Source organism: Xanthobacter autotrophicus, from assembly GCF_029991245.1.
In the GTDB taxonomy this organism is placed as follows: Bacteria; Pseudomonadota; Alphaproteobacteria; order Rhizobiales; family Xanthobacteraceae; genus Xanthobacter; species Xanthobacter autotrophicus_C.
In genome coordinates this window covers 15,876-39,226 of sequence record NZ_JAIVFO010000023.1, presented here as the reverse complement: position 1 = coordinate 39,226, position 23,351 = coordinate 15,876, and the positions used below count along the sequence as shown (strand labels likewise).

Below are 23,351 nucleotides of genomic sequence, written 5' to 3'. Positions count from 1 at the left end.
CACCGCCGGGGCGGGTTCGGGCGCCGGCAGGGGTGCGGTGATGCTTTCTGCGGCAAGGGCCGCGGGAGAAGGAACGGCGGCGGGAGCCTGGAGCCCCCTTCGGCCGGCCGGCCGCTGCAGGGCCGGGGCCTCGCGGGAGGCGGCGAGGGCCGGCGCGGGAGACGCCGCTGCGGCGGTGGCCTCTTCATCGACGGCGATCTGGTGTTCCACCACGATGTCGCTGCTGCCACCCACGAGCAGCAGGTGCTCCACGTCGTCACGGCGAACCAGGACGAGCCGCCGGCGCTGATCCACCGCGACGCTGTCCAGAATGGCGAGGCGGGGACCGGTGCGCCCGCTTCTGACGGGGCCGCGTCCACGGCTGGTGAGGCGTCGCATCACCAGCACCGTCACGGCCAACAGCGCGCCGATCACGATGACGGCGATCGCCACGCGGATCGGAAGCGCGAGCTGGGAACCGAACAACTGCTGTAGCATCATGCCTCCGCTCTGATGTAAGGCGTTTCGTGTGCCTGTGGACCACGAAACGCAGTCGGGGAATCCCCCATGCCGACGACGGCGGCTCTCAACCTCAGGGAAGAGAAAGCGTTATCCGATCAGATTGCGGTGCAAGCCGATCGTCGCGTGCTCTCGCCTCTCGTCGCCGGCTCGATGTGCGTGCCAGCCTCGGTACCCGCACACGCCGTCCGGCGCGCAGGCTGTGATCCTGAAGCTCAAGGCCTAAGCTTTTGTTGATAATCATGGCAGGAATTAAGTCGCGCGCTCATTTGGCGGCAGAATGCAGGCTCGGCTTCAGGGCATGCTGCGGTCGGTCCTGCTGGACGCGGGCGGTTAACGCATTCTTTTGTCATGGGTTTAGGGGCAGATTTACCAATTGGGCCGATTCAACCCGGTGGGGTCGGATTTTTGCGATGTGACGGAGCGGGACGGCTGCAATGAGCGGTGAGCGAGCGACGGAAAATGGCGCCGGCAGGCAGGCGGGGCGCGGCCGGGCGCGCATCGCCCCGGCAGGCCGGGGCTCAAGGGTCGCACGTTCGGCCCTGGTCCTCGTCGCGGCCCTGGCCGGCGGTTTCGCGGCGGGGGTGGCCCTCGGCGAGGGGACGAATGGGCTGTTGTCAGCCCTCGTGGCCGCGCTCGCCGTGGTGGGCGCCTTCGAGCTGGTGCTCGCGGTGCGGCGCACGCTGAGCGGCGGCGAACCGGAAGATACCCTTGCGGAAGCCGTACTCGCCGCGTCCGGCGACGCCATGGCGGTGGTGGAGGATGGCGAGCGGGTGGTGGAGTCCAACGCCGCCTATCAGCGCATGTGCCGCAGCGGCGTCGAGACGCTGCCCGTGCCCGAGCGCTTCCTGGCCCGCATTCCCGGCAGCCAGGCCATGGTGGGCGAACTGCTGAACGCCGTCGCTGCCGCCACCGAGGCCAAAAGTGCCGTCGCCTTCGCCACCGGCCCAGGCGGGCGCCGGCTGGAGGTTTCGGTGCATCCGCTGGGTTCTGCGCGCCGGGTGCTGTGGACGCTGCGCACGGCGGAGGACATGCAGGCCATCGCGGCGGCACCGGCGCCGGCTGTTGCGTCGGCGCCCGACGCGGCGGCGGTTGCGGAGGTGTCGCAGTCCGCCCAGACGATGCCGGGGGCGGACCTGCTCTTCGTATGGGAACGGGCGCCTGCGGGCCTGCTGCATCTGTCCGGCGGCCAGGTGCTGGCCCCGAACCTCACCCTGTGCCGCATGCTCGGCTATGCCCTCGCCGACTGGGGGCCGGACGGCCGCGACGTGCGCGAGGTGGTGGCGCCCGACGATCTCGGCCGCCTGGAACAGGCCCTGGCCGCCGGCACGGAAGCCGCGCTCACCGTGGCGCTCACCCGCAAGGACGGCACGCGCCTTCCCGCCATTCTTCGCATCGCGCCAGCCCAGCCGCCGGGTGACGGCATGGTGGCGGCCGTCATGCCCCTCGATGCGCTCGCCGACCTCCTGCCCGCGCGGGCAGGAGCGGACCAGCCCGCGGCGGCGGCTCCGGCGGCGACCGGGGCTCCGGCGGCTTCATCGGACCTGTTCTTCCTCAATGCCCCGCTGGCCCTGGCCCTGGTGGACCCGGCCGGCCGCATCCGCGCCGCCAATGCCGCCTTCGCCCGCCTGTTCGGCCGCGATGCCGCCGGCCGGCCCCTTGCGGCCCTGGTGGCCGACGCGGCCGGGGCGGAAGCTCTCCTCGCCGGCGCGGTGCAGGCAAGCGAACCACCCGCGCCCTGCGACGTGACCCTCGCCGGTCCGGCCGGCCGCTCGGCCCGCCTCTACGCCGCCGCGCTCGGGCCGGGCGGGGGCGGCGACATCGCCCTGTGCGCCATCGATACCAGTGAACAGAAGCAGCTGGAGGCGCAGTTCGCCGAATCGCAGAAGCTGCAGGCGGTGGGCCATCTGGCGGGCGGGGTGGCGCACGACTTCAACAATATCCTCACGGCGATCCTCGGCTATTGCGACCTGTTGCTGGTGAAGCACCGCCAGAGCGACCCGTCGTTCCCGGACATCATGCAGATCAAGCAGAACGCCAACCGCGCCGCCGGCCTGGTCGGGCAACTGCTCGCCTTCTCCCGGCGCCAGACCCTGCTGCCGCAGGTGATCGAACTCACCGACGTGATCTCCGACGCGGCCGCCCTGCTGCGCCGTCTGATCGGCGAGCGCATCACGCTGGAGGTGCAGCACGCCCGCGACCTGTGGCCGGTGAAGGTGGACAAGAACCAGTTCGAGCAGGTGATCATCAATCTCGCGGTCAACGCCCGCGACGCCATGCCGGACGGCGGCACGCTGACGGTGCGCACCGCCAATGTCCCGGCGTCCGCTTCCACCGCCTACGGGCAGCGCCTGCCGGAAGGCGACTATGTGCTGGTGGAGGTGGGCGACACCGGCACCGGCATCCCGCCCGAGATCATGGGCAAGATCTTCGAGCCCTTCTTCTCCACCAAGGAGGTGGGCAAGGGCACCGGGCTTGGCCTCTCCACCGTCTACGGCATCGTCGAGCAGACGGGCGGCACCATCCTCGCCGAGAGCACGCTGGGGGCCGGCACCACCTTTCGCGTCTTCCTGCCGCGCCACACCGGCGCGCTGGAGGAGGAGCCGCCGCGCCCCGCCGAGCCGGAGCCCAAGGTCGCCGACCTCACCGGGCAGGGGCGGGTGCTGCTGGTGGAGGACGAGGACGCGGTGCGGGCCTTCGCCAGCCGTGCGCTGGCCAATCGCGGCTATGAGGTTCTGGCGGCGGCCAGCGGCGTCGAGGCGCTCGAGCTGTTCGAGACCGCCGGCAAGGTGGATATTGTGATTTCCGACGTGGTCATGCCGGAGATGGACGGGCCGACCCTGCTGCGGGAGCTGCGCGCGCGCGATCCCGCGCTCAAGGTCATCTTCATCTCGGGCTATGCCGAGGAAGCCTTCGCCCGCAACCTGCCGCCGAGCGAGCGCTTTTCCTTCCTGCCCAAGCCCTTCTCCCTCAAGCAGTTGGTGGCGGCGGTCAGCGAGACCCTACGCGCTTGACCCGAGTAGACGGCGCCTCGGGAATTGCGCATTGTCTGGCTCGTGCGGGCCTTCGTGGCGGCCAGAAAAGACCGCGCCCTGGTTTGGCACCAACCGGCCCGGCGTCCTGACGTGTGTGTTTTCAGGCGTCCGGGGACAAGGGAGGTCAGCATGGCACTGTCCGGTCGTCGCCGGGAACTGGCGGGGTGGTCGCGCCTCGCGGTCGCATTGGCATTCGGGTGGACCACCAGCGTTTATCCGGCACTGGCGCAGGCGCCGCTGCCCGATGCGGGGCAGCCGGCCATCGTCGCGCCTCCACCGCCTGCAGTCGCTCCCACGCCGGCTCCCCCCATGCCGGCTCCCCCCACGCCGGCGCCGCCGGATGCGAGCGTCGGCGTGCCGCCCCCCGCTGCGGCGCAGGACGCCCAACTGCGCTACACGCTCGCCGAGCTGGAGGCGCTGCTCGCCCCCTATGCCCTCTACCCCGACACGCTGCTGGCGCAACTGCTGCCGGCCACCGTCTATCCGCTGGACCTGGTGCAGGCCCAGCGCTGGATCGAGCGCAACAAGACGGCGGTGAGCAAGGGCAATTTCTCCGGCGCCGACACGCAGACGTGGGACCCCTCGGTGAAGGCGATGGTGCGCTTTCCCACCGTGGTGGCCAAGCTGAACGAGAACCTGGACTCGACCCAGTCCATCGGCTTTGCCTTCGTGACGCAGCCCGAGGATGTCTCGGTGGCCATCCAGGCGCTGCGCGCCAAGGCCGAGGCGGTGGGCTCGCTCAAGACCAACGACAGGCAGGTGGTGACGCGGCGCGAGGAGGGCGGGCGCAGCGTCGTCTACATCACCTCGGCCGACCCGACCGTGCTCTATGTGCCCGAATATGACTACTCGACCATCTACACCGCCGCCGGCGTGGGGCTGCTGGCCTTCGGCGCGGGCGTGCTGGTGGGCAATGCCTGGAACAATTCGTGGAACTGGGGACGCGGCTGGGTCTATCCGCCGGTGTGGCCCGGCTATCCCGGCTGGCGCCCGCCGCCGCCGCGCCCGCCGGGTGGCTGGCCGGGCGGTCCGGGTGGCCCCGGCGGGTGGCCGGGCGGTCCCGGAGGCCCGGGTGGTCCGGGCGGGCCCGGCGGCCCTGGTGGTCCGGGAGGCCCCGGTCACTGGGGTGGCCCCGGCCCCGGGGGCGGGCAGCCCTGGAAGCCGAATCCCGGCAAGCCGCTTCCGGGCAAGCCGGGTGGGCCCGGCGGCCCTGGCAAGCCTGGAGGCCCGGGCGGCCCCGGCGGACCGGGCTTTCTGCCCGGTGGCGCGGGCGGGCCTGGCAAGCCGGGCGGTCCCGGTGGCCCCGGCGGATTAGGTAAACCGGGCGGTCCCGGTGGTCCCGGCGGTCCCGGCGGATTGGGAAAACCGGGCGGCCCCGGTGGACCTGGAGGTGCTGGCGGGCCCGGCAAGCCGGGCGGCCCGGGTGGTCCCGGCAAGCCCGGTGGCCCCGGTGGCCCCAGTGCGAAACCCGGCGGGCCGGGCGGGAAGCCGGGCGGGTCCAGCGGGATGAAGCAGGCTCCGTCGCGCGGCGGGTCGCAGATGAAGAAGGGTGGCGGAGGCGGCAAGCCTTCGGTCCGTCCGCAGCAGGTTCGTCCCGGGGGATACTCGGGGCGTCCGCAGGTGCGGAGCGGCGGCGCCCCGCAGATGCGCAGCCAACCCCAGATGCGGGGTGGTTCCCAGATGCGCAGTGCCCCGCAGATGCGCGGCGGCGGAGCGCAGATGCGGGGTGGGGGCCGCGGCGGGCGCCGCTGACATGGCGGGCTGAACGCCCCTCGGTCTTGACCGGCGCGACTCACCGCGCGCCGGTCAAAAAACCCAATCCCGGCCGCAGCGGGGCGACATTGACCGGTTGCCGGCGCCTGGAACGGCGAGGTGCTGGCGCGGTTCAAAGTCGCCGGCGGAGAATCGCGTCATCCTGCCGGCCTTGATGCCGGCCTTGCCGGTCCCCGGAGTCCAGCGGGCAGGCCGTGATTCCGCAGGGCTGCGGCGTCCGGGCGGGGGGCCGTTTCCTGCCCTTTTCCCGTTTCCTGCCCTTTTCCAAGGTGATCACGCCGAAGCGCATCAACAGTCCCGGCGAATGGCATTGTGTCGCACGGGGACAGCAGACCTCCGTTCGGGTCTGACCGGCCGGCCATGGCCCTTGCGCCGCGGCCTTTCGTGACGGAGCGTCCCGCCGCATTTGCCGGCTGTCGGCGCCGAAACGGGAGCGCGACCGCGGAAGGTGCCCGGTTCATGCCCGCATCTGTCGCCGGGATGGGACGGCACCTTCGCCTAAGCGCGCACTTGCCTCCCATCTGGCGCTGCGATAAGGCTGCGGCGTCGTTTCGAATTCCTCTAGCCGAACGGCGCGGTAACGCTTCAAGCGCATCGCCCGATCGTCGTGATGCGACGATCTGCGCCGCTTCTAGCCCCGATCCTGCGCCCCGAGGTGCGAGCAAAATGAACGCGTTGCTCATGGATTATCTGCCGGTGGTGATTTTCATCGGCGTGTCGCTGGTGATCGGGCTTGCCTTGCTCGTATCGCCCTTCCTCGTGGCCTATCAGAATCCGGACCCGGAGAAGCTGTCGGCCTACGAATGCGGCTTCAATGCGTTCGACGATGCGCGCATGACCTTCGACGCGCGCTTCTACCTCGTCGCCATCCTGTTCATCATCTTCGACCTGGAAGTGGCCTTCCTGTTTCCGTGGGCCGTCACGTTCGGCGGCCTCGGCGACCTCGGCTTCTGGTCGATGATGGCGTTCCTCGGCGTCCTCACGGTCGGCTTCATCTACGAATGGCGCAAGGGAGCTCTGGAATGGGACTGACCCCTTCGGCCACCAAGCCCGAGATCGCGCCCGCCCCCCAGGGCATCGTCGATCCCTCCACCGGCCGCCCCGTGGGCGCGGATGATCCCTTCTTCAAGGAGATCAACGCAGAGCTGGCGGACAAGGGCTTCATCCTCACCACCGCCGACGACCTCATCACCTGGGCGCGCACCGGCTCGCTCATGTGGATGACCTTCGGCCTCGCCTGCTGCGCCGTGGAGATGATGCAGGTCTCCATGCCGCGCTACGACGTGGAGCGCTTCGGCTTCGCGCCGCGCGCCTCGCCGCGCCAGTCGGACGTGATGATCGTCGCCGGCACGCTCACCAACAAGATGGCCCCGGCCCTGCGCAAGGTCTACGACCAGATGCCGGAGCCGCGCTACGTTATCTCCATGGGCTCCTGCGCCAATGGCGGCGGCTACTACCACTTCTCCTATGCAGTGGTGCGCGGCTGCGACCGCATCGTGCCGGTGGACATCTACGTGCCGGGCTGCCCGCCCACTGCGGAAGCGCTGCTGTATGGCGTGCTGCTGCTGCAGAAGAAGATTCGCCGCATCGGCACCATCGAGCGCTGAGCCGGGAGCAATTCGATGGACGAGACCCTCAACGACCTCGCGGCGCACGTATCGGCGGCCCTTCCCGGCGTCGTGCTCGGCTCCGCCCTGGCCTACGGCGAACTGACGCTCCAGATCGAGCCGGCCCAGATCGTGAAGGCCGTGACCTTCCTGCGGGACGATCCGGCCTGCCTGTTCCACTGCATCGTGGACGTGTGCGGCGTCGACTATCCGGCCCGCGAGAAGCGCTTCGACGTGGTCTACCACCTGCTGTCGCTGAAGCAGAACGTGCGCATCCGCCTGAAGGTGGAGACCGACGAGGACACCCCGGTTCCCTCCATCTGCTCGGTCTTCGTGGGCGCCAACTGGTTCGAGCGGGAGGCCTACGACATGTACGGCATCCTGTTCACCGGCCACCCGGAACTGCGCCGCCTGCTCACCGACTACGGCTTCGACGGCCACCCGCTGCGCAAGGACTTTCCGACCACGGGTTTCGTGGAGGTGCGCTACGACGACGAGCAGAAGCGCGTGGTCTACGAGCCGGTGCGCCTGCCGCAGGAATTCCGCAACTTCGACTTCCTCTCCCCGTGGGAGGGCGTGGACTACGTCCTTCCCGGTGACGAGAAGGCCTCGGGCCAGCCGCCCGTTCCCCCCAAGGCCGGTTGAGGGAGCGCCTTATGGTTGACATCGCCGACGAGATGAAGCCGGCCGACAAGGTCCGGAACTTCCAGATCAATTTCGGCCCGCAGCATCCTGCCGCGCACGGCGTGCTGCGCCTCGTGCTGGAGCTGGACGGCGAGGTGGTCGAGCGGGTGGACCCGCATATCGGCCTCCTGCACCGCGGCACCGAAAAGCTCATCGAGGCCAAGACCTATCTTCAGGCCGTGCCCTATTTCGACCGGCTCGACTATTGCGCCCCCATGAACCAGGAGCACGCTTTCTGCCTCGCGGCGGAAAAGCTGCTGGGCATCGAGGTTCCCAAGCGCGGCCAGCTCATCCGCGTGCTGTATTCCGAGATCGGGCGCCTGCTGTCCCACCTCCTCAATGTGACCACGTTCGCCATGGACGTGGGTGCGCTGACCCCGCCTTTGTGGGGCTTCGAGGAGCGTGAGAAGCTCATGATCTTCTATGAGCGCGCCTCGGGCAGCCGCATGCATGCGGCCTATTTCCGTCCCGGCGGCGTGCACCAGGACCTGCCGCGCGCGCTGGTGGAGGACATCGGCGCCTTCTGCGACCCGTTCCTGAAGCTGTGCGACGATCTCGACGGCCTCGTCACCGAAAACCGCATCTTCAAGCAGCGCACCGTGGATATCGGCGTGGTGACGCTGGAGGACGCGCTGGCCTGGGGCTTTTCCGGCGTGATGGTGCGCGGCTCCGGCGCCGCCTGGGACCTGCGCCGCGCCCAGCCCTACGAGTGCTATTCCGAGCTGGATTTCGACATCCCCATCGGCAAGCACGGCGACTGCTACGACCGCTACGTGGTGCGCATGGAAGAGATGCGCCAGTCCACGAAGATCATGAAGCAGTGCGTGGAACGCCTGCTGAAGGAGACGGGTCCGGTCTCCACCACCGACAACAAGATCGTGCCGCCCAAGCGGGGCGAGATGAAGCGCTCCATGGAAGCGCTCATCCACCATTTCAAGCTCTACACCGAGGGCTTCCACGTGCCGGCCGGCGACGTCTATGCGGCCGTCGAGGCGCCCAAGGGCGAGTTCGGCGTCTATCTCGTCTCCGACGGCACCAACAAGCCGTATCGCTGCAAGATCCGCGCGCCGGGCTTCGCCCATCTGCAGGCGATGGATTTCCTCTGCCGCGGCCACATGCTCGCCGACGTGTCGGCGGTGCTGGGATCGCTCGATATCGTGTTCGGGGAGGTGGACCGCTGATGGCCCGCCTTTCCTCCTCCCTCCGCCCGATGCCGGCGCACGCTTCGCGCGCCGCACGTTCCGGGATCTGAGCCATGTCCGTCCGCCGCCTCGCCGCAGAGCAGCCCGAGAGCTTCGACTTCACGCCGGAGCTTGAGGCCATCGCTCAGAAGCTGACCGCGAAATATCCCGAGGGCCGTCAGGCCAGCGCCGTGGTGCCCCTGCTCTGGGAAGCCCAGAAGTCCGCCGGCGGCTGGCTGCCCGAGCCGGCCATCCGCGCGGTCGCGGAACGCCTCGGCATGGCGAACATCCGGGTGCTGGAGATCGCCACCTTCTACACCATGTTCAACTTGGAGCCGGTGGGCAGGCACTTCGTGCAGCTCTGCGGCACCACCCCCTGCATGCTGCGCGGCGCCGAGGAGATCCGCGACGTCTGCCGCCGCAAGATCGGCCCGGAACGCCATGTGAGCGCGGACGGCCAGCTCTCCTGGCTGGAGGTGGAATGCCTTGGCGCCTGCACCAACGCGCCCATGGTGCAGATCAACGACGATTATTACGAGGACCTGACGCCCGAGACTTTCGAGAAGCTGCTCGACGATCTCGTGGCCGGCCGTCCGGTGAAGATCGGCCCGCAGAACAGCCGCCACGGCTCCGAGCCCGAGGGCGGCGCGCGGGTGCTGACCGATCCGGCTCTGTATGCGCACGACGTGGCGCCTGTGGTTCCCGCAGCCGAGGCCCCCACATCCGGCGCATCCGCGCCGACTTCCGGGGAGTGACCGCCATGCTCGCCGACAAGGACCGCATCTTCACCAATATCTACGGTCTTCAGGACTTCGGCCTGAAGGGCGCGTACGCCCGCGGCAACTGGGACGGCACCAAGGCCATCCTGGAAAAGGGCCGCGACTGGATCATCAACGAGATGAAAGCCTCCGGCCTGCGCGGTCGTGGCGGGGCCGGCTTCTCCACCGGCATGAAGTGGTCCTTCATGCCCAAGCAGTCCGACGGCCGCCCCCACTATCTCGTGGTCAACGCTGACGAATCCGAGCCCGGGACCTGCAAGGACCGGGAGATCATGCGCAACGATCCGCACACGCTGATCGAGGGCTGCCTGATCGCCTCCTTCGCCATGGGCGCCCACGCCGCCTACATCTACGTGCGCGGCGAGTACATCTTTGAGCGCAACCGCCTGCAGGCGGCCATCGACGAGGCCTACGAGGCCCGTCTGATCGGCAAGGACAACGTCTACGGTTACCCCTTCGACCTCTATGTGCATCACGGCGCCGGCGCCTATATCTGCGGCGAAGAGACGGCGCTGCTGGAGAGCCTCGAGGGCAAGAAGGGCATGCCGCGGCTGAAGCCGCCATTCCCGGCCAACATGGGCCTTTATGGCTGCCCGACCACGGTGAACAACGTGGAGAGCATCGCGGTGGCCCCCACCATCCTGCGGCGCGGGGCGGCGTGGTTCTCCTCCATCGGCCGGCCGAACAACGTGGGCACCAAGCTGTTCAGCCTGGCCGGCCACGTGAACACGCCCTGCGTGGTGGAAGAGGCCATGAGCATCCCGTTCCGGGAGCTGGTGGACAAGCATGGCGGCGGCGTGCGCGGCGGCTGGGACAACCTGCTCGGCATCATCCCCGGCGGCGCGTCCTGCCCGGTGATCCCGGCGGACCAGTGCGAAGACCTGATCATGGACTTCGACGGCACCCGCGCGGTGAAGTCGTCCTTCGGCACGGCCGGCGTGCTGGTGATGGACAAGTCCACGGATATCATCAAGGCCATCGCCCGCATCTCCGCCTTCTTCAAGCATGAGAGCTGCGGCCAGTGCACGCCCTGCCGCGAAGGCACCGGCTGGATGTGGCGCGTGGTCAACCGCATGGCCGAGGGTCGCGCCCAGAAGCGCGAGATCGACATGCTGCTGGAAGTGACGACCCAGATCGAGGGCCACACCATCTGCGCGCTGGGCGACGCCGCCGCGTGGCCGGTGCAGGGCCTCATCCGCCACTATCGTCACGTGATCGAAGAGCGGATCGACCAGTATGCCGCCAACCCGCATCCGGACCCGGTTCCGGTGGCGGCGGAGTGAGAATGTCCCGCTTGGCGCGCGCGTCGCGACAGGCGGGGTTTGGGACTGACATGGGAGGTCCGGCGCGTTGCGCCGTGTCTCCCGCCGTGTACGGGCGGCATAAGGCGAGGTGGAAGTGATGGCGAAGATCGTCGTCGACGGCACAGAAGTCGATGTCCCGGCCGAGTACACGCTGCTCCAGGCGTGCGAGGCGGCGGGCGTCGAGATTCCGCGCTTCTGCTTCCATGAGCGCCTGTCCATTGCCGGCAATTGCCGCATGTGCCTGGTGGAAGTGAAGGGCGGCCCGCCCAAGCCCACCGCCTCCTGCGCCATGGCGGTGAAGGACCTGCGTCCCGGCCCGAACGGCGAGCCGCCCGTGGTGCTCACCAGGAGCCCCATGGTGAAGAAGGCCCGCGAAGGGGTGATGGAGTTCCTGCTCATCAACCACCCGCTGGATTGCCCGATCTGCGACCAGGGCGGCGAGTGCGACCTGCAGGACCAGGCCATGGCCTATGGCGCGGATACCTCGCGCTTCGCCGAGAACAAGCGCGCCGTTGAGGACAAATACATCGGTCCGCTGGTGCGCACCTCCATGAACCGGTGCATCCAGTGCACCCGCTGCGTACGCTTCTCCACGGAAGTGGCCGGCGTGCCGGACCTCGGCGCCATCGGCCGCGGCGAGGACATGGAGATCACCACCTATCTCGAGCACGCCATGCGCTCCGAGATGCAGGGCAATGTGGCCGACCTGTGCCCGGTGGGCGCGCTCACCCACAAGCCCTACCAGTTCCATGCCCGGCCGTGGGAGCTGATCAAGACCGAGTCCATCGACGTGATGGACGCGGTAGGCTCCAACATCCGCATCGACACCCGCGGCCGCGAGGTCATGCGCATCCTGCCGCGCAACAACGACCTCGTGAACGAGGAGTGGATCTCCGACAAGTCCCGCTATGTGTGGGACGGCCTGAAGGTCCAGCGCCTCGACCGCCCCTATGTGCGCAAGGACGGCCGGCTGGTCGCTGCGTCCTGGAGCGAGGCGTTCGCCGCCATCGCAGCCAAGGTGAAGGCGGCTCCGGCGGCGAAGCTGGGCGCCATCGTCGGCGACCTCGCCAGCGTGGAAGAGGTGTTCGCGCTCAAGACGCTGATCGGCAAGCTGGGCTCGGCCAACATCGACTGCCGCCAGGACGGCGCGACGCTCGACCCGGCGCTGGGCCGCGCCACCTACGTGTTCAACCCCACCATCGCCGGTATCGAGGCGGCGGACGCCATCCTGCTGGTGGGCACCGATCCGCGCCATGAGGCTTCCGTCATCAACGCGCGCATCCGCAAGCGCTGGCGGCAGGGTGGGCTCAAGGTGGGCCTGGTCGGGACCAAGGTGGACCTGACCTACCCCTATGAATACCTCGGCGCCGGCCCGGACAGCCTGTCCGACCTCGCCGGCACCGGTGCGTTCGGCGACGTGCTGCGCAAGGCGGAGCGTCCGCTCATCATCATCGGGCAGGGGGCTCTGGCGCGGCCGGACGGCGCCGCCGTGCTGGCGCTGGCGGCGCGTGTCGCGGTTGCCTGCGGTGCGGTAAAGGACGGCTGGAACGGCTTTGCGGTGCTCCACACCGCCGCGGCCCGGGTCGGTGGCCTCGACGTGGGCGCGGTGCCGGGCGCGGGTGGCCTCGATGTGGCGGCCATGACTGCTCCGGGCGGCCTCGACGTCGCGTTCCTCCTGGGCGCCGACGAGGTGGAGGTCGCCCCCGGCGCCTTCGTGGTCTATCTCGGCACCCATGGCGACACCGGCGCTCACCGGGCGGATGTGATCCTTCCCGGCGCCGCCTATCCGGAAAAGTCCGGCCTCTATGTGAACACCGAAGGCCGGGTGCAGTTCGCCAATCGTGCCGCCTTCCCGCCCGGCGAGGCGCGCGAGGACTGGGCCATCCTGCGCGCGCTGTCGGAGGTTCTGGGCCAGACCCTGCCGTTCGACAACGTGCTGGCGCTCCGGGCGCAACTGGTTGCCGCCTATCCCCATCTCGGCCATGTGGACGAGGTGGCGGCGGCGGACCCGGCGGCGGTGTCGGCGCTGGCGCAGGCCGGTGGCACCGTGGACAAGGCAGCCTTCGCGCTGCCCATCGAGGACTTCTTCCTCACCAACCCCATCGCCCGCGCCTCCGCGGTGATGGCCGAGTGCTCTGCCCTGCGCCTCGCGGCGACGGCGCAGGCGGCGGAGTGACGGGGATGGTGGCGCGCGTGAACGGGACAGCTGCAAGCGGCACGGGATCGAGGACATGAACTGGCAGGATACTCTTATCCAGGTGCTGATCATCCTCGGGCAGAGTCTTGCTCTGCTCGTGGCGCTCCTGGTTTTCATCGCCTTCATCCTGCTTGCCGACCGCAAGATCTGGGCGGCGGTGCAGCTGCGGCGCGGGCCGAACGTGGTGGGCCCGTTCGGCCTGTTCCAGTCGTTCGCGGACCTTCTGAAGTTCGTGTTCAAGGAGCCCACCATTCCGGCGGGCGCCAACAAGGCGATCTTCCTGCTCGCCCCGCTGGTGACCTGCGTGCTGGCGCTCGCCGCCTGGGCGGTGGTGCCGCTGGCCAAGGGCTGGGTGATCGCCGACCTGAACGTGGGCGTGCTCTACATCTTTGCCATCTCGTCGCTGGGCGTGTACGGCATCATCATGGGCGGCTGGGCCTCGAACTCGAAGTACCCCTTCCTGGCGGCCCTGCGCTCCGCCGCGCAGATGGTGTCCTACGAGGTGTCCATCGGCTTCGTCATCATCACGGTGCTGATGTGCGCGGGCTCGCTCAACCTCTCGGCCATCGTCGAGGCGCAGAACGGCCGGTTCGGCTTCCTGAACTGGTATGTCCTGCCGCTCCTGCCCATGTTCGTGATCTTCTTCATCTCGGCCCTGGCCGAGACCAATCGCCCGCCCTTCGACCTCGTGGAAGCGGAGTCGGAGCTGGTGGCGGGCTTCATGACCGAATACGGCTCGACGCCCTACCTGCTGTTCATGCTCGGCGAGTACGTGGCCATCATGACCATGTGCGCCATGGCGACCATCCTGTTTCTCGGCGGCTGGCTCTCGCCGCTGCCGTTCCCGCCCTTCACCTGGGTGCCGGGCCTGGTGTGGTTCGTCATCAAGCTGTGCTTCATGTTCTTCCTCTTCGCCATGGCGAAGGCCATGGTGCCGCGCTATCGCTACGACCAGCTCATGCGACTCGGCTGGAAGGTGTTCCTGCCGATCTCGCTGGTTGCCGTGGTGGTGGTCGCGAGCGTCCTGCACTTCACCGGGATGGCGCCGCGATGACCGCGCCCGTCCTTCGTCCGCACTGCCTTCCGGGAGAGCGTCCATGAAGCTCGATCAGGCCGCGCGCGGTCTCTTCCTGACGGAGCTCGTCTCCGGCTTCTTCCTCGCCATGCGCTATTTCTTCAAGCCCAAGGCGACGCTGAACTATCCTTTCGAGAAGGGGCCGCTGTCCCCGCGCTTTCGCGGCGAGCATGCGCTGCGCCGCTATCCCAACGGGGAAGAGCGCTGCATCGCCTGCAAGCTGTGCGAGGCCATCTGCCCAGCGCAGGCCATCACCATCGAGGCCGGGCCGCGCCGCAATGACGGCACGCGCCGCACCACACGTTACGACATCGACATGGTGAAGTGCATCTATTGCGGCTTCTGCCAGGAGGCGTGCCCGGTGGATGCCATCGTCGAGGGGCCGAACTTCGAGTTCGCCGCCGAGACCCGCGAGGAGCTTTACTACGACAAGGAAAAGCTGCTCGCGAACGGCGACCGGTGGGAGCGCGAGATCGCGCGGTCCATCGCGATGGATGCGCCGTATCGCTGAGCGCGTTTCCGGCCGGTGGCCGGAAGGCGAGGGACAGATGTTGCCGGCTTTCGGCCGGCAGTGGGGGACAGCCGAGCGTCACGCGTCCTGCGCGACGACACGACAGTGGACTTTTGGGATGCGTCAAGGCAATCGACAGGCCGGCCGCCATAAGGGGCCGGACATGACCGGCGCGGGCGCGCCGCGGGGAGGGGGGCTTCGCGCATGAACGTCGCGGCAGCGTTTTTCTATCTCTTCGCCTTCGTGCTGGTGGCGTCCGCCTTCATGGTGATCTCCTCCCGCAACCCGGTGCAGTCCGTGCTGTTCCTCATCCTCGCCTTCGTGAATGCGGCGGGGCTCTTCATCCTGATCGGGGCGGAGTTCCTCGCGCTGATCCTGGTGGTGGTCTATGTGGGCGCGGTGGCGGTGCTCTTCCTCTTCGTCGTGATGATGCTCGACGTGGACTTCGTGGAGCTGCGCCAGGGCTTCCTGCAATACCTGCCGGTGGGCCTCGTGGTCGGCCTCATCTTCCTTGCCGAGCTGGTGCTCGTGGCCGGGGCCTGGGTGGCCGGGCCCGGTGTCGCTTCGGCGGTGGCGTCCGCGCCGCCCACGGCCGGTGACGTGGGCAACGTCCAGGCCATCGGGCGGGTGCTCTACACCGACTACATCTACTTCTTCCAGGCGGCGGGCTTCGTGCTCCTCGTCGCCATGATCGGCGCCATCGTGCTCACGCTCCGCCACAAGGTGAATGTGAAGCGCCAGAACGTTTCGGCGCAGGTCGCGCGCACCGCCAAGTCCGCCATGGACGTGGTCAAGGTGCGCCCCGGCCAGGGCCTTTGAGGGGGATGGGCATGGTCATCGGTCTCTCCCACTATCTCACGGTCGCGGCGATCCTGTTCACGCTGGGGACGCTGGGCATCTTCCTCAACCGGAAGAACGTGATCGTCATCCTCATGTCGGTGGAGCTGATCCTGCTCGCCGTGAACATCAACCTGGTGTCGTTCTCGGCCTTCCTCGGGAACCTGACGGGCCAGGTGTTCGCGCTGTTCGTCCTCACCGTTGCGGCGGCCGAGGCGGCCATCGGCCTCGCCATCCTCGTGGTGTTCTACCGCAACCGCGGTTCGATCGCCGTCGAGGACATCAACGCCATGAAGGGCTGAGGCCATGTATCAGGCGATCGTCTTCTTCCCCCTCCTCGGCTTCCTTGTCGCCGGCCTGTTCGGCCGCACCATCGGCGCGCGGCCAAGCGAGGTGGTGACCACCTCGCTGCTGTTCATCGCCTGCCTCCTGTCCTGGATCGCCTTCTTCGGCGTGGGGTTCGGCGAACACGACACGCGCGTCCAGGTGATGCAGTGGATCCACGTGGGCGACCTCAAGGTCGACTGGGCGTTCCGGATCGACACCATGACCGTGATCATGCTGATCGTGGTCACCACCGTGTCCTCCCTCGTGCACCTGTATTCCATCGGCTACATGCACGAGGATCCGAGCCGGCCGCGCTTCTTCGCCTACCTGTCCCTCTTCACCTTCGCCATGCTGATGCTGGTGACGGCGGACAACCTGCTCCAGCTGTTCTTCGGCTGGGAGGGCGTGGGCCTCGCCTCCTATCTGCTCATCGGCTTCTGGTACCAGAAGCCCTCCGCCAATGCGGCGGCCATGAAGGCCTTCGTGGTCAACCGCGTGGGTGACTTCGGCTTCATGCTGGGCATCTTCGCCATCTTCGTGATGACCGGCTCCATCGCCTTCGAGCAGGTGTTCGCGGCGGCCCCGTCGCTGGCCGGCAAGACCATTCCCTTCCTCGGCCACCATTGGGACGCGCCCACGGTCATCGCCCTGCTGCTGTTCATCGGCGCCATGGGCAAGTCGGCGCAGTTCCTGCTGCACACTTGGCTGCCGGACGCCATGGAGGGACCGACCCCGGTCTCCGCCCTCATCCACGCCGCCACCATGGTGACCGCCGGCGTGTTCATGGTGGCGCGCATGTCGCCCATCTTCGAACTGTCCCAGACCGCGCTCAACGTGGTGATGCTGACCGGTGCCACCACCGCCATGTTCGCGGCCACGGTCGCCCTGGTGCAGAACGACATCAAGAAGGTGATCGCCTATTCCACCTGCTCCCAGCTCGGCTACATGTTCGTGGCCATGGGCGCGGGGGCCTATTCCATCGGCGTGTTCCACCTGGTGACGCACGCCTGCTTCAAGGCGCTGCTGTTCCTCGGCGCCGGCTCGGTCATCAACGCGATGCACCATGAGCAGGACATGCGGAACATGGGCGGGCTCGCCAAGAAGATCCCCTTCACCTACGCCATGATGCTGATCGGGACCCTGGCCATCACCGGCTTCCCTTTCCTTGCGGGTTATTATTCCAAGGACGCCATCATCGAGTCGGCCTGGGCTTCGCACAATTATTTCGGCCTCTACGGCTGGGTGATGACGGTCGCGGCGGCGGCGCTTACCTCCTTCTATTCGTGGCGTCTGATCTTCCTCACCTTCCATGGCCATCCGCACGACCATCACCATTACGAGGCGGCCCATGAATCGCCGCGGGTGATGACCATTCCGCTCGGCGTGCTGGCGGTGGGCTCGGTGATCGCGGGTTTTGCGCTCTACAATGTGTTCGTGGGCGAGGGCGTGCACCACTTCTTCCGCCACTCCATCTTCATGGCCGCGGAAAACCACATCCTCCATGATATCCACGACATCCCGCTGTGGGCGAAATACCTGCCGACACTGATGATGGTGCTCGGCTTCGTGATCGCCTACTGGTTCTACGTCGTCGACCGCACGGTCCCGGTGGCGCTCGCCAAGTCGCAGGATGCGCTCTACCAGTTCCTGCTCAACAAGTGGTACTTCGACGAGCTCTACGACCGCATCTTCGTGAAGCCGGCGCTGTGGATCGGCCGGCTGCTGTGGAAGCGCGGCGACGGCACCATCATCGACGGCTTCGGCCCCAACGGCGTGTCGTCGCGGGTGCTCGACGTGACACGTGGGGTGGTGCGGCTCCAGACCGGCTACCTCTACCACTACGCCTTCGTGATGCTCATCGGCGTCGCGGCCTTCATCACCTGGTTCATGTTCGCCGGAGTGTGACGATGACCGACTGGCCCATCCTCTCCGTCGTCACCTTCCTGCCGCTTGTCGGCGCGCTGTTCATCCTGGTGGTGCGGGGCGACGACGAGGTCGCCGCGCGCAACGCCCGCTGGGTGGCGCTGTGGACGACCCTTGTCACCTTCGTGGTGTCGCTGCTGCTGCTGACCGGGTTCGACCCGGCCGCGCCCGGCTTCCAGTTCGTGGAGAAGACGGCGTGGCTCGGCGATCTGGCCGCCTACCACATGGGCGTGGATGGCATCTCGCTGCCCTTCGTCATCCTCACCACCTTCCTCATGCCGTTCTGCATCCTCGCCTCCTGGGAGAGCGTGAACAAGCGCGTGAAGGAATACATGATCGCGTTCCTGGTGCTCGAGACGCTGATGATCGGCACCTTCTCGGCCCTGGATCTCGTCCTCTTCTACTTCTTCTTCGAGGGCGGCCTCATTCCGATGTTTCTCATCATCGGCGTCTGGGGCGGTCAGCGGCGCGTCTATGCGGCGTTCAAGTTCTTCCTCTACACGCTGGCCGGCTCCGTGCTGATGATGCTGGCCATCATGGCGATGTACTGGCAGGCCGGGACCACGGACGTGCCGACGCTGCTCACCCATGGCTTCCCGTCCGGCATGCAGACCTGGCTGTGGCTCGCCTTCTTCGCCTCCTTCGCGGTGAAGATGCCCATGTGGCCGGTGCACACCTGGCTGCCCGACGCCCACGTGGAGGCGCCCACCGCCGGTTCCGTCATCCTGGCGGGCGTGCTGCTGAAGATGGGCGGCTACGGCTTCCTGCGCTACTCGCTTCCCATGTTCCCCGAGGCGAGCCACTATTTCGCGCCGCTGGTGTTCACCCTCTCTGTGGTGGCCATCATCTACACGTCGCTGGTGGCCCTCGTTCAGGAGGACATCAAGAAGCTGATCGCCTATTCGTCCATCGCCCACATGGGTTTTGTGACCATGGGCATCTTCGCCATGAACGAGCAGGGCCTGCAGGGCGCCATGTTCCTCATGATCTCCCACGGCTTCGTCTCCGGCGCGCTGTTCCTGTGCGTGGGCGTCATCTATGACCGCCTGCACACCCGCGAGATCGCGGCCTATGGCGGCCTCGTGCACCGCATGCCCCTCTACGCCACGGTGCTGATGATCTTCACCATGGCCAATGTGGGTCTGCCGGGCACCTCGGGCTTCGTCGGCGAGTTCCTGACCATGCTCGCCGCCTTCGAGCGCAACACCTGGATCGCCTTCTTCGCGGCGACGGGCGTGATCCTCTCGGCGGGCTATGCCCTGTGGCTCTACCTGCGCGTGATCTTCGGGCCGCTCGAGAAGGAGAAGCTGAAGACCATGATGGACCTCTCCCCCCGGGAGATCGTGATCATGGTGCCTCTGGTGATCCTGACCATCCTGTTCGGCGTGTGGCCCGCGCCCATCCTCAACATGACATCCCATGCGGTGAACGCGGTGGTCGCGCGTACCGATTCTGTGGCGGGTGCGGTGAAGACCGCCCTGCTGCTGAGCTTTTAATTCTCGAGGTCGCCTCAATGACGCAGCTCCTGCCTCCCATCGGCGCGATCCTGCCCGAACTGGTGCTCGCCATCTCGGCGATCGTGCTGATCCTCATCGGCGCGGTCCGCGGGGAGGGGTCGGCAAATCTTGTCACCGGCCTCGCCATCGCCGTGCTCGCGGCGGTCGGCGTGCTGGTGCTGCTCCAGCCCGCGGTCGAGGTCACCGCGTTCAACGGCTCCCTGGTGGTGGATGCCTACGGACGCTTCATGAAGCTGCTGGCGGTGCTCGGCGCCGTGGTCTCGCTGATCATGGCGGTGGACTGGCAGGCCCGGGAGAAGCAGGCGAAGTTCGAATATGCCGTGCTCATCGTCATCGCCACCCTCGGCATGTGCATGCTGATTTCGGCGGGTGACCTGATCGCGCTCTATCTCGGCCTCGAACTCATGAGCCTGTCGCTCTACGTGGTGGCGTCCATCAACCGCGACTCGGTCCGGTCCACTGAAGCGGGCATGAAGTATTTCGTGCTCGGTGCCCTGTCCTCCGGCATGCTGCTCTACGGCGCCTCTTTCATCTATGGCTTCACCGGTTCGGTGAACTTCCTGCAGATCGCCACCGTGGCCAAGGAGCCCTCTTTCGGGCTGATCCTAGGCATCGTGTTCCTGTTGGCGGGCCTGTGCTTCAAGGTGTCCGCGGTGCCGTTCCACATGTGGACGCCGGACGTCTACGAGGGCGCGCCGACCCCGGTCACGGCCTTCTTCGCCTCGGCGCCCAAGGTGGCGGCCATGGCCATCTTCGTGCGCGTCGTCATCGAGGCCTTCCCGCACGTCACCCACCAGTGGCAGCAGATCGTGGCCTTCGTCTCGCTCGCCTCCATGGTGCTCGGCGCCTTCGCCGCCATCGGCCAGCGCAACATCAAGCGTCTGCTGGCCTATTCCTCCATCGGCCATATGGGCTTCGCGCTGGTGGGCCTGGCCGCCGGCACGGCGGAGGGCGTGCGCGGCGTGCTGCTGTACATGACCATCTATGTGATGATGACCCTGGGCACCTTCGCCTGTGTCCTCACCATGCGCCGCAAGGGCCAGGCGGTGGAGACCATCGAGGACCTGGCTGGCCTGGCCCGCCGCAACCCGCTGATGGCGCTCGCGCTCGGCGCGCTCATGTTCTCCCTGGCCGGCATCCCGCCGCTCGCGGGTTTCCTCGCCAAATACTATGTGTTCGTCGCGGCGATCCAGGCCGGGCTCTACGGCCTCGCGGTGGTGGGCGTGCTTGCCTCGGTGGTCGGCGCCTTCTACTATCTGCGCGTCGTCAAGATCATGTATTTCGACGAGCCGGTCGATGCCTTCGACCCCATGCCGACGGAGCTGAAGGCGGTGCTGGCGGTGAGCGGGCTTTTCACCATCTTCTATTTCGTCTATCCCGCTCCTCTTATTGAGGCGGCGGGTGCCGCTGCCCGTTCGCTCTTCTGATCGATGGCTCATTACGAATTCCAGGGTTCCACGGTTCCCATCGTCCGCTTCACCCAGATCGGCTCCACCAACGCCGAGGGGATGGCGCGCCTTGCCCGGAACGAGACCTTTCCGGTCTGGCTGGTGGCTGATATCCAGACCGCCGGGCGGGGTCGGCGGGGCCGGCCCTGGACCTCCGAGCTTGGCAATCTGTTTGCCAGCCTCGTGCTGCCGAACCCGGCTCCGGTGGCCAATCTGGCCCAGCTCTGCTTCGTGGCAGGTCTCGCCCTGCGCGACGCCGTGCTCGCGGCCGCGCCGGAGATCCGCCCGGAGGCGCTCAAGCTCAAGTGGCCCAACGACCTGCTGCTGGACGGCGGCAAGGTCGCCGGCATCCTCGTGGAAGGCGGCAGCGATCCTTCCGGCCGACCTGCGGCGGTGATCGGCTTCGGCGTGAATTGCCTGCACCATCCCGATGATCTGCCTTACCGCGCCACCAGCCTTGAGGCATCCGGAGCGCCCACGGCGCCGGACCGGCTGCTGGAGGCGCTCGACCTCGCCATGGCGGTCCGCCTCAACCAGTGGAATGCGGGCGCCGGCTTTCCCGCCATCCGCACCGACTGGATGCGCTACGCGCTCGGCATGGGCGATCAGGTGAGCGTCAGGATCGGCGAGCGCGAGGTGGTGGGCCGGTTCGAGAATATCGATACCCGCGGGGCCATGATGCTGCGCCGCAAGGACGGCATCGCGGAGATCATCACCGCGGGCGACGTCTCTCTCGGCAAGACGGATTGAGAAGTCGGATTGAGCCGCGCAGACTTTGTCGCGGCCCTTGCATTGCGGCGCGCGGGCCGCTTCATTGGGATCGATCCTGATTGACCGCCCCCGGCCGGAGCGGACCACCTCCGCCGGCCTCCTGATTTTCGGCGCGCCCGCCCGCGTGCCCCGGTCTTCGCCGGGGCCTTGTCGGCGCGGGTGCCGCGTTTGGAAGTGACTTTTTGATGGCACCAACCGACGAACTGGTCTTCGCACCCCTTGGCGGGGTCGGCGAGATCGGCATGAACCTTGGCCTTTACGGCTTTGGCCCGCGCAAGGCCCGCACCTGGCTGATCGTCGATCTCGGCATGAGCTTCGCGGGCGAGGAGGCGCCGGGCGTCGATCTCGTCCTGCCCGACATCCGCTTCCTGGAGGCCGAGAAGAAGCACATCGCCGGCCTCGTGCTCACCCACGCCCACGAGGACCATATCGGCGCGGTGCTGGACCTGTGGCCGCGCCTGAAGTGCCCCATCTACACCACCCGCTTCACCGCGGGGCTGCTGGAAGCCAAGCGCGCGGGCGAGCCCGGCGCGCCGTCCCAACTGCCGGTCACCGTGGTGCGTAGCGGCGGGACCGTGGAGATCGGCCCGTTCGGGGTGGAATTCATCCCGGTCGCCCACTCGATCCCCGACAGCCATGCCCTCGCCATTCGCACCAAGGCGGGGCTGGTGGTGCACACCGGCGACTGGAAGCTCGACCCGACCCCGGTGGTGGGCCTGCCCACGGATGTTGCCCGCCTCAAGGCGCTGGGCGACGAGGGCGTGCGGGCCATCATCTGTGATTCCACCAACGCCGTGCGTGACGGCGTCTCGCCGTCCGAGGCCGATGTGGGGGCCTCGCTCCGGGAGATCGTCGGCAAGGCGAAGCACCGGGTCGCCTTCACCACCTTCTCCTCGAACGTGGCGCGCATCCGCGGCATCGCCGAGTCGGCTTACGCCAATGGCCGCGAGGTGGTGGTGGTGGGCCGTGCACTGGAGCGGGTCATCGGCGTCGCCCGCGAGCAGGGCCTGCTGGACGGGGTGCCCGCCTTCCGCTCCGCCGAGGCCTATGGCTACCTGCCGCGCGAGAAGGTGGTGGCCATCCTCACCGGAAGCCAGGGGGAGCAGCGCGCCGCGCTGCGCCGCATCGCCGATGATGACCATCCGGAGATCGCCCTGTCGCCCGGCGACCTCGTGGTGTTCTCCTCGCGCACCATTCCCGGCAACGAGAAGGTGGTGAACCACATCGTCAACGCCCTCACCAAAAGGGGCGTCGAGGTGCTGACGGATCGCAAGGCCCTGGTCCATGTGTCCGGCCATCCGCGGCGGGGCGAGCTTGCGGAAATGTACCGGCTGGTGCGGCCCCAGGTGTCGATCCCGGTGCATGGCGAGGCGCTGCACCTGCATGAGCATGCGCAACTGGCGAAGAGCCTCGGCGTGCCCGAGGTGGTCAATTGCTATGACGGCAATGTCATCCGCCTCGCGCCCGGCCCGGCGGAACGGGTGGACGACGTGCCCTTCGGCCGTCTCTACAAGGATGGCCGCCTGTTGATCCCTGATGGCGGACGCTCGATCCCGGAGCGGCGCAAGCTCTCTTATGTGGGCGCGGTGTCGGTGGCCGTCGCGGTGGACCGCCAGGGGGGGCTTGCGGGCGATCCCTCGGTGGAGATCACCGGCGTTCCCGAGCGGGGGGAGGGGGGCATCGACATGCTCGACCACGTGCTCGATACGGTGGTGGCGACCCTCGATACCCTGCCGAAGGCCCGCCGCCGTGATCCCGACGCGCTGGCGGAGACGCTGGAGCGCGCGGTGCGCAGCGCCGTGAACGCGGTGTGGGGCAAGAAGCCGGTGTGCCACGTCCATATCCTGGAGGTGTAAGGCGGGGGCGGCCAGGGCCGGCCGTCTT

19 protein-coding genes are annotated in these 23,351 nt (G+C 67.8%); 18 read left to right on the top strand and 1 reads right to left on the bottom strand.

Annotated features, from left to right (window positions below):
- Positions 1-480: flagellar biosynthetic protein FliO (locus K9U41_RS06510; protein WP_282640041.1), on the bottom strand; the 480-nt coding region annotated here is incomplete at its 3' end.
- 455 nt (positions 481-935) lie between these two features.
- On the opposite strand from K9U41_RS06510, the gene K9U41_RS06505 reads away from it, so the two are divergent.
- The 18 genes from K9U41_RS06505 (at position 936) to K9U41_RS06420 (ending at position 23,323) form a co-directional block, all read left to right on the top strand.
- Positions 936-3,512 carry a response regulator gene (locus tag K9U41_RS06505; protein WP_282640040.1) on the top strand — a complete coding sequence of 859 codons (2,577 nt, stop codon included), beginning with the start codon at positions 936-938 and terminating at the stop codon, positions 3,510-3,512.
- Between the two features lie 150 nt (positions 3,513-3,662).
- Positions 3,663-5,285, top strand: coding sequence for a DUF3300 domain-containing protein (locus K9U41_RS06500; protein ID WP_282640039.1), 1,623 nt, complete (start codon positions 3,663-3,665; stop codon positions 5,283-5,285).
- A 687-nt stretch (positions 5,286-5,972) separates the two neighbouring features.
- Positions 5,973-6,338, top strand: a complete 366-nt coding sequence (locus K9U41_RS06495) for an NADH-quinone oxidoreductase subunit A (RefSeq protein WP_149574484.1) — start codon at positions 5,973-5,975, stop codon at positions 6,336-6,338.
- The gene (locus K9U41_RS06490) at positions 6,329-6,913 is read left to right on the top strand and encodes a NuoB/complex I 20 kDa subunit family protein (protein ID WP_282640038.1); all 585 of its coding nucleotides are present in this window, start codon (positions 6,329-6,331) and stop codon (positions 6,911-6,913) included. Before K9U41_RS06495 ends, K9U41_RS06490 begins: the two co-directional genes overlap by 10 nt.
- Positions 6,914-6,928: 15 nt before the next feature.
- Positions 6,929-7,558 (top strand): NADH-quinone oxidoreductase subunit C, encoded by a 630-nt coding sequence (locus K9U41_RS06485; RefSeq protein ID WP_282640037.1) that lies wholly within the window; start codon positions 6,929-6,931, stop codon positions 7,556-7,558.
- A gap of 32 nt (positions 7,559-7,590) precedes the next feature.
- The gene (locus K9U41_RS06480; protein ID WP_282640043.1) at positions 7,591-8,778 is read left to right on the top strand and encodes an NADH-quinone oxidoreductase subunit D; all 1,188 of its coding nucleotides are present in this window, start codon (positions 7,591-7,593) and stop codon (positions 8,776-8,778) included.
- A 74-nt stretch (positions 8,779-8,852) separates the two neighbouring features.
- Positions 8,853-9,533 (top strand): NADH-quinone oxidoreductase subunit NuoE, encoded by a 681-nt coding sequence (gene nuoE / locus K9U41_RS06475; RefSeq protein WP_282640036.1) that lies wholly within the window; start codon positions 8,853-8,855, stop codon positions 9,531-9,533.
- A gap of 5 nt (positions 9,534-9,538) precedes the next feature.
- The gene (gene nuoF / locus K9U41_RS06470) at positions 9,539-10,840 is read left to right on the top strand and encodes an NADH-quinone oxidoreductase subunit NuoF (protein ID WP_282640035.1); all 1,302 of its coding nucleotides are present in this window, start codon (positions 9,539-9,541) and stop codon (positions 10,838-10,840) included.
- Positions 10,841-10,958: 118 nt separating this feature from the next.
- Positions 10,959-13,037 (top strand): NADH-quinone oxidoreductase subunit NuoG, encoded by a 2,079-nt coding sequence (gene nuoG, locus K9U41_RS06465; RefSeq protein ID WP_282640034.1) that lies wholly within the window; start codon positions 10,959-10,961, stop codon positions 13,035-13,037.
- Positions 13,038-13,092: 55 nt separating this feature from the next.
- Positions 13,093-14,112, top strand: coding sequence for an NADH-quinone oxidoreductase subunit NuoH (nuoH, locus tag K9U41_RS06460; protein ID WP_282640033.1), 1,020 nt, complete (start codon positions 13,093-13,095; stop codon positions 14,110-14,112).
- Between the two features lie 43 nt (positions 14,113-14,155).
- A complete protein-coding gene (gene nuoI / locus K9U41_RS06455) occupies positions 14,156-14,644 on the top strand; it encodes an NADH-quinone oxidoreductase subunit NuoI (protein WP_012116595.1) in 489 nt (162 codons plus the stop codon).
- 204 nt (positions 14,645-14,848) lie between these two features.
- Entirely contained in the window at positions 14,849-15,463 is a 615-nt protein-coding gene (locus K9U41_RS06450; protein ID WP_282640032.1) for an NADH-quinone oxidoreductase subunit J, read from the top strand.
- An 11-nt stretch (positions 15,464-15,474) separates the two neighbouring features.
- On the top strand, positions 15,475-15,783 hold the full coding sequence (gene nuoK, locus K9U41_RS06445) for an NADH-quinone oxidoreductase subunit NuoK (protein ID WP_149574477.1): 309 nt from the start codon (positions 15,475-15,477) through the stop codon (positions 15,781-15,783).
- A 4-nt stretch (positions 15,784-15,787) separates the two neighbouring features.
- Positions 15,788-17,713: an NADH-quinone oxidoreductase subunit L gene (gene nuoL / locus K9U41_RS06440; RefSeq protein ID WP_282640031.1), complete on the top strand. Its 1,926-nt coding sequence runs from the start codon at positions 15,788-15,790 to the stop codon at positions 17,711-17,713.
- A 2-nt stretch (positions 17,714-17,715) separates the two neighbouring features.
- Positions 17,716-19,227, top strand: coding sequence for an NADH-quinone oxidoreductase subunit M (locus tag K9U41_RS06435; protein ID WP_282640030.1), 1,512 nt, complete (start codon positions 17,716-17,718; stop codon positions 19,225-19,227).
- A 17-nt stretch (positions 19,228-19,244) separates the two neighbouring features.
- Positions 19,245-20,675 (top strand): NADH-quinone oxidoreductase subunit NuoN, encoded by a 1,431-nt coding sequence (nuoN, locus tag K9U41_RS06430; RefSeq protein WP_282640029.1) that lies wholly within the window; start codon positions 19,245-19,247, stop codon positions 20,673-20,675.
- A 3-nt stretch (positions 20,676-20,678) separates the two neighbouring features.
- Positions 20,679-21,446, top strand: coding sequence for a biotin--[acetyl-CoA-carboxylase] ligase (locus tag K9U41_RS06425; RefSeq protein ID WP_282640028.1), 768 nt, complete (start codon positions 20,679-20,681; stop codon positions 21,444-21,446).
- A gap of 206 nt (positions 21,447-21,652) precedes the next feature.
- Complete coding sequence (locus tag K9U41_RS06420; protein WP_282640027.1) at positions 21,653-23,323, top strand: ribonuclease J; 1,671 nt, start codon at positions 21,653-21,655, stop codon at positions 23,321-23,323.
- The last annotated feature ends 28 nt before the right edge of the window (positions 23,324-23,351 follow it).

Coding starts and splice junctions, on each gene's coding strand:
- K9U41_RS06500 (WP_282640039.1), top strand. CDS start 3,663: ATGGCACTGTCCGGTCGTCGCCGGGAACTGGCGGGGTGGTCGCGCCTC.
- K9U41_RS06420 (WP_282640027.1), top strand. CDS start 21,653: ATGGCACCAACCGACGAACTGGTCTTCGCACCCCTTGGCGGGGTCGGC.
- K9U41_RS06495 (WP_149574484.1), top strand. CDS start 5,973: ATGAACGCGTTGCTCATGGATTATCTGCCGGTGGTGATTTTCATCGGC.
- nuoI (WP_012116595.1), top strand. CDS start 14,156: ATGAAGCTCGATCAGGCCGCGCGCGGTCTCTTCCTGACGGAGCTCGTC.
- nuoN (WP_282640029.1), top strand. CDS start 19,245: ATGACGCAGCTCCTGCCTCCCATCGGCGCGATCCTGCCCGAACTGGTG.
- K9U41_RS06485 (WP_282640037.1), top strand. CDS start 6,929: ATGGACGAGACCCTCAACGACCTCGCGGCGCACGTATCGGCGGCCCTT.
- nuoL (WP_282640031.1), top strand. CDS start 15,788: ATGTATCAGGCGATCGTCTTCTTCCCCCTCCTCGGCTTCCTTGTCGCC.
- K9U41_RS06480 (WP_282640043.1), top strand. CDS start 7,591: ATGAAGCCGGCCGACAAGGTCCGGAACTTCCAGATCAATTTCGGCCCG.
- nuoH (WP_282640033.1), top strand. CDS start 13,093: ATGAACTGGCAGGATACTCTTATCCAGGTGCTGATCATCCTCGGGCAG.
- K9U41_RS06435 (WP_282640030.1), top strand. CDS start 17,716: ATGACCGACTGGCCCATCCTCTCCGTCGTCACCTTCCTGCCGCTTGTC.
- nuoG (WP_282640034.1), top strand. CDS start 10,959: ATGGCGAAGATCGTCGTCGACGGCACAGAAGTCGATGTCCCGGCCGAG.
- K9U41_RS06450 (WP_282640032.1), top strand. CDS start 14,849: ATGAACGTCGCGGCAGCGTTTTTCTATCTCTTCGCCTTCGTGCTGGTG.
- K9U41_RS06425 (WP_282640028.1), top strand. CDS start 20,679: ATGGCTCATTACGAATTCCAGGGTTCCACGGTTCCCATCGTCCGCTTC.
- K9U41_RS06490 (WP_282640038.1), top strand. CDS start 6,329: ATGGGACTGACCCCTTCGGCCACCAAGCCCGAGATCGCGCCCGCCCCC.
- K9U41_RS06505 (WP_282640040.1), top strand. CDS start 936: ATGAGCGGTGAGCGAGCGACGGAAAATGGCGCCGGCAGGCAGGCGGGG.
- nuoK (WP_149574477.1), top strand. CDS start 15,475: ATGGTCATCGGTCTCTCCCACTATCTCACGGTCGCGGCGATCCTGTTC.
- nuoF (WP_282640035.1), top strand. CDS start 9,539: ATGCTCGCCGACAAGGACCGCATCTTCACCAATATCTACGGTCTTCAG.
- nuoE (WP_282640036.1), top strand. CDS start 8,853: ATGTCCGTCCGCCGCCTCGCCGCAGAGCAGCCCGAGAGCTTCGACTTC.